The following is an 8,658-nucleotide window of genomic DNA, read 5'->3' on the forward strand; positions in this document are numbered from 1 at the left end:
AGCCCGCTTGAATGAGCTTAAACTGTGGCCAAGTAAGACCATAATGAACAATATGGCGATCGGGGGATGTCGGCTTGAGGAGAGAGGTTTGAGTCATGGTGGCTGAATCAACTCAAGGGGAATATTGGCTGCATTAACTGTCATTATAAAGTCTGGCGATCGCAAAAAAAATAGCGGGAAACCCCAATATTGAGATTTCCTGCTCTTCCCGTAAAACAAAATGCTATTTAGCTATTAATCATCGTAAATACGACACTCTACTGCATCGGGATTATCATCGCAATACTTTTCGAGGGAACTTTTGGGTTTTTCTTCGCGTTGATGGGCTGCCTCGGCTTGTAATTCTTCCACCGCATCCCACGCTACTGCACATTCGGAGGAAGTCGCTCCTTCCGTGCTGCAAACTGCTCGTGCCTGATCGCGTTCTTGGTCAATTTTTTCTTGGATGTTACTCATTATGGGTTTATTCCAGTGATTTTGAAAGGACAAAAGACTAAGGCAGTCTTAACTTTTAGTGAAATCGGGAGCGAGTTGGTCTGTTATGCTTTGAATTGAAACTACTCTCCCCCTTAATTAATATCCTAACGAATTTTCTCAACCTCTATCGATCCCGATTTTTTAAGATTTAATGATATTTAACCCCATGAACGCACAAATCCAATGGGTGAATGCCCTTTCCACTCGACCCTCCCTTGAAGCTGCGATCGCCGAGGTGGTGGCAACTGTTCAGCAATCTTTATCGACAACTCCCGATTTAGGGATTGTGTTTATTTCTTCTGCTTATGCGAGTGAATATCCGCGTTTAGTGCCGTTACTATTGGAGCAATTACCATTCCAAGTGCTGATTGGCTGCGGAGGAGGAGGAGTCGTCGGCATTGGCGATCGCGGAGAATCTTTGGAAATTGAAGCTAATCCCGCGTTAAGTTTGAGTGTTGCTTCTCTACCTGGGGTTAAAATGTACCCTTTCCAGATTACTCAAAAGACTTTACCAGATTTGGACAGTTCTCCGAGTCATTGGTGCGAGTTAATGGGGGTCGATCCCCAGGAGAACCCCAGTTTTATTTTACTCGCTGACCCTTTTTCTGCCCAAATTACGGACTTGTTGCAAGGATTGGATTTTGCCTATCCGAGTTCGGTTAAGGTGGGGGGATTAGCCAGCAATGGGGCAATGGGAGGACCAAGCGGTTTGTTTTATTATGCTTCGGGAGATTCGGGATCGTCTCTCTATCGCGAAGGAACTGTGGGGGTTGCTCTAAGCGGTGACATTACTGTTAAAACCATTGTTGCTCAAGGCTGTCGTCCCATCGGTCAAACTTATCAAGTGACTCAAGGACAACGCAATGTAATTTTACAAATTGCTGAATTTGGTCAAACAACAACGGAAGGGGAATCTCAACCTACTTTAGTCGCACTGCGAAATTTACTACACACTTTGGATGAAAGCGATCGCGTCTTAGCGCAAAATTCTTTGTTTGTTGGACTGGCTCGAGATGAGTTTAAAACCGATCTCCATCAAGGAGATTTTTTGATTCGCAATTTGATTGGAGTCGATCCGAATGTGGGTGCCGTTGCTATTGGCGATCGGGTTCGTCCTGGTCAGCGTCTTCGCTTCCATTTACGCGATGCGCGGACTTCTGAGGAGGATCTCGATGTGCTTTTAGGTCGCTATCAATTGGAACAGCAGTCAGGGCGATCGGCGGTGGGTGCTTTAATGTTTTCTTGTTTGGGTCGAGGAGAGGGTTTATACGGGAAACCTCATTTTGATTCTCGACTTTTTCAGAGTCATCTAGGTGATATTCCGATCGGAGGCTTCTTTTGCAACGGCGAAATTGGACCCGTGGCAGGAGGGACTTTTTTACACGGTTATACGTCGGTATTTGCAATTTTTTATTAATTTTGCAAAACTAGCAGGGCATTATTATCAATTTGGAGAGGTTTTCTGTCCCGATCTATTGCACCGAAAGATTCTAAATAAGTTTTTACTGATTCGGGATAATCTGAGAAATCAAATTGGCGATCGCCAGCAGAGACATCAGCCCAAAAATAGCGCAAGTCTCGCGCAAGATTTTCGGCTTCTTCTCCAGCTAAGTTGAGAGGAGGTAGTGTTAATAAGCGGTGCATGAATGGGTATGAATGTTCGCCAATTCGCTCTCGAGAGATTTGGGGCAAATTCTGCCAATTGGGTACATTTTCGATCTGAAAAGATTCAATTTTTAACTGTTTTGTGCCGCGATCGCATTGCGAGAACTGCAAAATACGATAAGGATGAGGATAACCAACGGTAGACCCCGTAACAATATCATAAATCCCTGCTTGTTCGGCAATATCTTGAACGTGAAGATGACCGCTAAAAATTAACTGAACGCCCGCTTTGCGTAATTTTTCGAGTAAAATGGGCGCATTATCAAGCATATAACGCTTGCCTATATGATGTTGGGATTGATCGGGTAAATGTTCGATAACATTATGATGAATCATTACCAGAATAAACTTATTTTGCGCTTCTAATAAAACTCGATCTAACCATTCTAATTGTTCTATATCTAAACAACCTAATTGTTTCCCTTTGGCATCAAATTGATTAGAATTAAGAGCAATTAATTGAACATTGGGTAATATTTCTCGGCTGTAATATAGTTTCTCGCAGTTCTCATAACCAGCTTGGCGATAATACTGAGGAAATTCATGGAAACCAATATTATTTTTGTTGGGTAATGGTGTTAAAACATCGTGATTTCCCGGAATAACATAGACAGGGAAAGGAAAAGTTTTAAGGCGCTTTTGTAACCATTTATGATTATCAGATTCTCCATCTTGGGTTAAATCTCCAGGTAAGAGGAGAAAATCAAGATCGAGTTGTTCTAAATGATTTAAAATGGCTTCAAAGATGGGAATACTAGCTTCAACTAAGTGAAAACGTGGTTTGTTAAAGTTTATGGTATGAGGAAGAGCAATATGCAGATCGCTGGCGATCGCAAAACGAAAGTTAGTCATAATAGTTGAGAGTTGATAGTTGAGAGTGGATAGTTGAGAGTGGATAGTTGAGAGTGGATAGTTGATAGTTGATAGTTGATAGTTGATAGGTAAGTAGTTGATAGTTGATAGGTAAGTAGTTGTAATTTTTCAGGTTTCAATGTTGGGGCAAATGGTGCGATCGAAGGAATCGCGATCGGGTTTTTCTTGCCATCCTGAGAGAATATATTGTAACTCCGATCGCAAGATTTCTAAGGCTTCTATTTGTTCGTGAATTGTTTTCTGTTTGAGCAAAAGCCGTTTTCTTACCATACCGCAGGGAAGTTCTCCGCGATCGCGAATAATTAAAATTTCACCAATTTCATTTAAACTTAGCCCTAGAGATTGAGCGCGTTTAATAAACCCTAAGCGATTGAAAATTGCGGGTTTAAAGAGGCGATATCCCGTTGGCGATCGCATTACGACAGGAATAAGCAAACCTTGTTCTTCATAATAACGAATCGTTTTGACAGAGAAATCACTTTGGGTAGCAACCTGTCCGATTTTTAGTAATTGTGCTGATGTTGGGGCGATCGCTATTGTTTCTGCTTCTTTTAGATTTGTTTGCATAAAACTTCTCCTAAGATGAGAATTTGTTCTTATTTTAGCGCGATCGCTCTGTTTTTTTTGAGAGGAGATAGAAATACAATCGCGATTAAATCAGACTAAAATTATACACTTTTTCTTGAATTATCTTGCGATCGCGCTCTTGGGTCGCTGGATGCAAATCTGAAAAACTGTAGAATGAATCTACTTCAGGAATATAAAGTTCGGGTAAGCGATCGCAAGGAACTAAAAAACTATTGACAATAGTGCGATCGTCATCAATATCCAAAGCGTAAAAAAAGCGATCGACAGGATTTAACATTAAATCTCGAAATGTTTTTTTTCTCTCGATATACTCCTGTAAACTCTTTGGAGTAATCCTGAAAACCAGCCAACGATTACATGAGTTTTTGCAATCGCACCAAGAATAAAGATAAAAATCTCCTTCCTCATTTTCAAACAGAGAAAGTAATTCTCCCTCAAAATATTCTAAAGTTAAAATCCATGTCAAATTTAGAGGGAATTGTTGTAATTTCCATGCAACTAATAAATATATTTGATATTTGAATTCCACTTCTAGTTCTCCAATAGCTTCTTAATAACATCATGATTTTAACAACTCTCCCTTGGCAATCTGAAAAACTTTTCCCCCGACAAATACTTCAATTGTATCATTTATTTTTGTTGCTTTTAAAAACAGTAAAGAAGGGCGATCTATCTCATAACCTTGCTCAACACGAATATCGACAGGGCGATCGCCAAAATAATTATATCGTGCTAAATATCCTGCTAAACACCCATTAGCGCTACCCGTGGCTGGGTCTTCCGAAATGCCAAATGCCTCGCAAAAAACACGCACGCTTAACTGATTTTCTGGAGAATAGGTTTCTGGACAAAAAATCAATATTTCTTGAGTTTCAGTAGCTGAAAAGAAATTAAAACAGCGATCGCGATCCACTCGAGCGCGTTTAAGAGCAGTATGATTTTTAAGTGGAACCATAATAAAAGGAATTCCCGTAGAAACTTCCTGAATGGGAAAACGAGAATCAATATCTTCAAGATTTAGTGATAAACATTCCGCGATCGCCTTGGGAGGATATTCTTTCTGAAAAGAAGGAGAATTTTGCCGCATCCACAATAGGGGGTTTTCTCCCTCCTCTTCAAAAGTGACAGGAATTTGTCCCACCTTCAGATTGAGATTGATTGGCGATCGCGAAGCATCCTGGAAATACTGAGAAATAATATAAGCAGTCCCGAGGGTAGGATGTCCCGCAAAATCTAATTCTTTTTGGGGTGTAAAAATCCGCACGTCATAGCCATTATTGACTTGGCGATCGCCCAGGATAAACGTCGTTTCCGAATAATTCATTTCCTTAGCCAAAATCTGCATCTCGCCATCGCTTAATCCCTCTGCCTGGGCAAAAACCGCCAAAGGATTCCCCGTATAGCGATCGATGGCAAAGACATCAACAATGTAAAAAATCTGCTCGGACATCTCTTTTAGTTTATTAATTCTCATCATTTCAGTTACTATAACTTATCATTGTCTTGAGTAAATATGCTTATAATCTAGAGAAGTTTGCGAGATGAGGGGCAACGATCCCCAATTAGTTCAACACCGATCCCGAAATTTTTGTATACTGAGAGTCGCTTTGCCGATCCGATGTGCGTAACACTAGGAATCATTACTCATGTTCTTTCTCAAAACCTCTTGGGTTGCCTCCTTTTTAGGGATTGTCCTCGTTTCAACGCCCAGTTTCAACCGACAGGGCGATCGCGTCCTGGCGATCGAGACAAACAATCTGGGCAACGTTACTGAAGGTCTTTCGATTGTAAATCCTGAAACTTCTTTGACTTCAGGGGTATTGTTAGGGCGTTCCCTACAATATCGTTCTTGGAATGATACAGGAAAACCAGATATAAGTAATGTTCCTTGGGAGTTAGCCAGCAAAAAAATTGCTTGGGATCGTTCCTCAGAACGTGCTTTTTGTCCTCCGGTGTCCCAAGAAACGGAACAATGGTCGCAATTACCCAAGGTTCCCAATATTAATCTACCCAAACCCCACTTTTCAGCCTTGCATTTGCGGGGACGATTGGCAAAAGTAGTACAAAATATTTTTGATTGGCCTGAACCCGACTTAGATCGAGATCGTTCTGTTCCAGTTGTCACCATCGATCCGCCGATTTCTCCTCAACCAAAATCTTTTGGATCGAGTACCCATCTAGTGAATGTTTGGTATTCTCCAACCTCGCAAATTTCTCCCTCGCAAATTTCTCCTGAAGAATATCGCATTCTTATCGATGGGAAAGTTGCGATCGCCTTAACAAACCCGAAACAAATCAAATTAATTGCCTCGCGTTTACAACAAGTTCTCGCAGATACTGACTTCGATCCCAATCTCATCAAACCTGCCATTTTGGGCAAATATCCTGCCGCTATGATGGGCGATCGTCTCTTATTTGTAGCAGATAGTTCTTTCGTCCTCAATGATGATGAAAATATAGAATTAGCCCTGATTAACTGGGTGAATACCCTCCGCACGGCCTTAGGGGTCGAACCGTTACGTCTGGTGAATGCACAAGAACAAATGTATCGCATTACCGAAACCTCTCAAGAATTTCAGGGAACTGCTTCTTGGTACGGTCCTTATTTTCATGGTCGTCTTACTGCCAATGGAGAAATCTACGACCAAGAAGCCTTTACCGCAGCACATCCTTATCTACCCTTCAATACTTATTTGAAAGTTACCAATTTAGAAAATCAAGAAACTATAATTGTTCGCATTAACGATCGCGGACCCTATATTTATCCTCGTACTCTCGATTTATCTCGAGGGGTTGCCCGATGTTTACAGAGTAAAAAATCGGGAGTCATTCCTTATCGGGCAGTGATTATGACGGATTTGTAAATTTATTATACTGGGTACATCTCAGTTTTGCAAAAATACCTGAATCCAAGCTGGGTGTACAAGAAATAACCTTAGAGAGTTAAGATGAATTTTGCCTAAATTTTTCCTGGATAGCCGCATTTTCAATCTGATTGCGAAATGTCTCGATCATTGCAATAACTTCTTCGTGTAACTCCATATATCCTGCACTATCAATTGATGAATAATCGCCATGTGCAATACTATTCCTTGCTTTTAAAAGTTGTGTATCAATTAAGACACACTTTGTAGAGTAAAAGGAAAACTCTATTCCTAAAATTCGTGTTATTTCTTTTAAAACCTCAGAAGAAAGATTAGATTCTGTAGATATTATATCTTTGGGTAGATTGCATCTTTGCTCTAGTTCGGTAAGAAAAAAATCACAGACAGGGATATACAAAGATGGTTTATTCGTTTCTTTTGCTTCAGTAAGTTTTTCTTTCATCGCTAAAGCCAAAAAATTACTAGAAATATCTTTATATTTGAGCTTTTTAAACCTAATGTAATCTAAATAAGCGTTGGCTGCAAATTTGATAAAACCTTCCCAATGGGCATACAGAATACATACTCCACTACGAACTAATGCCTTATGCTTTCGTGGCGTAAAACTTGTTGTTGCAATTAAAGATTTCATTGCTGCAAGTTCTCTCTTTCGCCAAGCAAGATCGCCAGATAATTTATCGTTAAGTTTTTCTAAAGTTTGGATTTTCATGATGGAGAAAATATCTCCCGACCGAGAGGAATAAGATAGGGTAAGCGCCTAGTCGCATTAACTCCGGCTCCCGACCATTTTTTATAAGTTTCATGAGACCAAATACTTTTAATTCGACTTGGTATTTCATCAGTTGGAGGAGGATTTTGATAATGATATCCAATTCCTAATGCTATTACCTCATAGGCAGATAATAAAAAGCCTCCTAGAAATCTATCCCCCTCTAATTTATATCGTTTAAAGCTATCATCGCCCATTATGTTATCAAGAGTCTTGAAAGTTTGATTGAACGCATTTTCTATATTACTGCTATCCCAATCTTGTTGACTAGCCATTGTACGCATACTCTCTGTTAAAAAAATATGTACATCTCCTCCTAATTGTTTTAGCTCCTCCTCGTCTTTATTAAAAAGAAGAACAAAACGCAATACTAATTCCATATCATACTGCTCTTCATAGAGCCGATCGCTCAAAGCAATACATTTTTTAAACAACTCATTATCTGCAAGGGAGCGTATCAAGTGATACATTTTTTTGTTTAGCATTAAAAGAATACAATTTCGCACTTCTTGTGGTGTTGCAATTGAGCCTCCTGTATTGAGCCGTTGAAATAGTTCGTATTTAATCATTTCATCGCTTTCTTTTTCAACAATATTGACTGCGATTTTTGCGCGTTTTATTAACAAACGTTGTGGTTGAGTTAAAGAGTTTTTTAGATCGTCTGGATCGTTCCATTTTTTTCCTTCTAGAGAAGGTAGATATGTGGTTTCTTGTAGAGAAAAAGGTATCTCATCTTCTGGATCTATCGGTTTAATCAGACCTACAAATTCATATATTGTTGAAAGTCTTTGCAAGCCATCGATAACATCCCAAATCCCATCATCTCTTTGGCTGACAAAAACGGGTGGGATTGGTATCCCCAAAAGAATTGATTCTATAAAAATTGATTTTTGACGTTTTGACCATCTGAAAAATCGTTGAAAATCTGGGTGAATATCAATTTCATCACTCTGATAAAGATTGAGCCATTCACCAATAGACATGGAGTAACCATCTGTCCGAATTTCTTGTCTTGTTTTGTCAATTTCTTCTTGTAGAGACATAATTTCAGAAGTCCTAAATATTAATCTACCTAAATATTAATCTATCTCGATCGCATCCCCCCAAATCCCCCAAATTCGGGAAAAAATCCCCCAAATCGAGATCGACCCGTGCGATCGCGACACGCAATCGGTACAATAACCCTAGCTAAAATCGAACCGCTTAACCTCATCTGAGGGTAAACTCAATAAATATTGCTCGAACCCTCGTTCGCTGAGTACCAAAAGACTGAAGTGTCAGGAACCTCAACCTAAAGGCGTGAGGGCTTGAAAGAGAAATCTGACAAGCCATTCTGACCAGACTAAGTACCCCGCGTACTACGTTATTTGGGTCACGACACCTGGGAATGCGAAGCTAGTT

At 40.0% G+C, this 8,658-nt stretch carries 9 protein-coding genes; 2 read left to right on the forward strand and 7 right to left on the reverse strand.

Annotated features, from left to right (window positions below; all coding sequences use genetic code 11):
• Positions 1 to 234: 234 nt before the first annotated feature.
• Positions 235 to 456 (reverse strand): Calvin cycle protein CP12, encoded by a 222-nt coding sequence (locus JUI58_RS06245; protein ID WP_204102896.1) that lies wholly within the window; start codon positions 454 to 456, stop codon positions 235 to 237.
• A 187-nt stretch (positions 457 to 643) separates the two neighbouring features.
• On the opposite strand from JUI58_RS06245, the gene JUI58_RS06250 reads away from it, so the two are divergent.
• On the forward strand, positions 644 to 1,894 hold the full coding sequence (locus JUI58_RS06250) for an FIST N-terminal domain-containing protein (protein WP_204102897.1): 1,251 nt from the start codon (positions 644 to 646) through the stop codon (positions 1,892 to 1,894).
• Here the strand turns inward: JUI58_RS06250 and JUI58_RS06255 are convergent.
• From JUI58_RS06255 to JUI58_RS06270, 4 genes are all read right to left on the reverse strand, one after another.
• Positions 1,891 to 2,994 (reverse strand): metallophosphoesterase, encoded by a 1,104-nt coding sequence (locus tag JUI58_RS06255; protein ID WP_204102898.1) that lies wholly within the window; start codon positions 2,992 to 2,994, stop codon positions 1,891 to 1,893. The two genes, JUI58_RS06250 and JUI58_RS06255, sit on opposite strands and share 4 nt — an antisense overlap.
• Positions 2,995 to 3,123: 129 nt before the next feature.
• Positions 3,124 to 3,582: a heavy metal-responsive transcriptional regulator gene (locus JUI58_RS06260; protein ID WP_204102899.1), complete on the reverse strand. Its 459-nt coding sequence runs from the start codon at positions 3,580 to 3,582 to the stop codon at positions 3,124 to 3,126.
• A gap of 85 nt (positions 3,583 to 3,667) precedes the next feature.
• The gene (locus JUI58_RS06265; RefSeq protein WP_204102900.1) at positions 3,668 to 4,132 is read right to left on the reverse strand and encodes a DUF6575 domain-containing protein; all 465 of its coding nucleotides are present in this window, start codon (positions 4,130 to 4,132) and stop codon (positions 3,668 to 3,670) included.
• Between the two features lie 30 nt (positions 4,133 to 4,162).
• Positions 4,163 to 5,053, reverse strand: coding sequence for a PhzF family phenazine biosynthesis protein (locus JUI58_RS06270; protein ID WP_204102901.1), 891 nt, complete (start codon positions 5,051 to 5,053; stop codon positions 4,163 to 4,165).
• 196 nt (positions 5,054 to 5,249) lie between these two features.
• Here JUI58_RS06270 and JUI58_RS06275 point away from each other — a divergent pair, with 196 nt between their 5' ends.
• Positions 5,250 to 6,467 carry a septal ring lytic transglycosylase RlpA family protein gene (locus JUI58_RS06275; protein WP_204102902.1) on the forward strand — a complete coding sequence of 406 codons (1,218 nt, stop codon included), beginning with the start codon at positions 5,250 to 5,252 and terminating at the stop codon, positions 6,465 to 6,467.
• Positions 6,468 to 6,546: 79 nt separating this feature from the next.
• On the opposite strand, the gene JUI58_RS06280 is transcribed toward JUI58_RS06275, so the two are convergent.
• Complete coding sequence (locus JUI58_RS06280; RefSeq protein ID WP_204102903.1) at positions 6,547 to 7,197, reverse strand: MAE_28990/MAE_18760 family HEPN-like nuclease; 651 nt, start codon at positions 7,195 to 7,197, stop codon at positions 6,547 to 6,549.
• The gene (locus JUI58_RS06285) at positions 7,194 to 8,300 is read right to left on the reverse strand and encodes a DUF262 domain-containing protein (RefSeq protein ID WP_204102904.1); all 1,107 of its coding nucleotides are present in this window, start codon (positions 8,298 to 8,300) and stop codon (positions 7,194 to 7,196) included. Before JUI58_RS06285 ends, JUI58_RS06280 begins: the two co-directional genes overlap by 4 nt.
• Between the last annotated feature and the right edge of the window lie 358 nt (positions 8,301 to 8,658).

It is taken from the genome of Spirulina sp. CCY15215, assembly GCF_016888125.1.
GTDB lineage: Bacteria > Cyanobacteriota > Cyanobacteriia > Cyanobacteriales > Spirulinaceae > CCY15215.

Bases quoted from the DNA above. Each gene is read 5' to 3' on its own strand.
- JUI58_RS06255 (WP_204102898.1), bottom strand. From the start codon at position 2,994: ATGACTAACTTTCGTTTTGCGATCGCCAGCGATCTGCATATTGCTCTT.
- JUI58_RS06250 (WP_204102897.1), top strand. From the start codon at position 644: ATGAACGCACAAATCCAATGGGTGAATGCCCTTTCCACTCGACCCTCC.
- JUI58_RS06260 (WP_204102899.1), bottom strand. From the start codon at position 3,582: ATGCAAACAAATCTAAAAGAAGCAGAAACAATAGCGATCGCCCCAACA.
- JUI58_RS06270 (WP_204102901.1), bottom strand. From the start codon at position 5,053: ATGTCCGAGCAGATTTTTTACATTGTTGATGTCTTTGCCATCGATCGC.
- JUI58_RS06245 (WP_204102896.1), bottom strand. From the start codon at position 456: ATGAGTAACATCCAAGAAAAAATTGACCAAGAACGCGATCAGGCACGA.
- JUI58_RS06280 (WP_204102903.1), bottom strand. From the start codon at position 7,197: ATGAAAATCCAAACTTTAGAAAAACTTAACGATAAATTATCTGGCGAT.
- JUI58_RS06275 (WP_204102902.1), top strand. From the start codon at position 5,250: ATGTTCTTTCTCAAAACCTCTTGGGTTGCCTCCTTTTTAGGGATTGTC.
- JUI58_RS06285 (WP_204102904.1), bottom strand. From the start codon at position 8,300: ATGTCTCTACAAGAAGAAATTGACAAAACAAGACAAGAAATTCGGACA.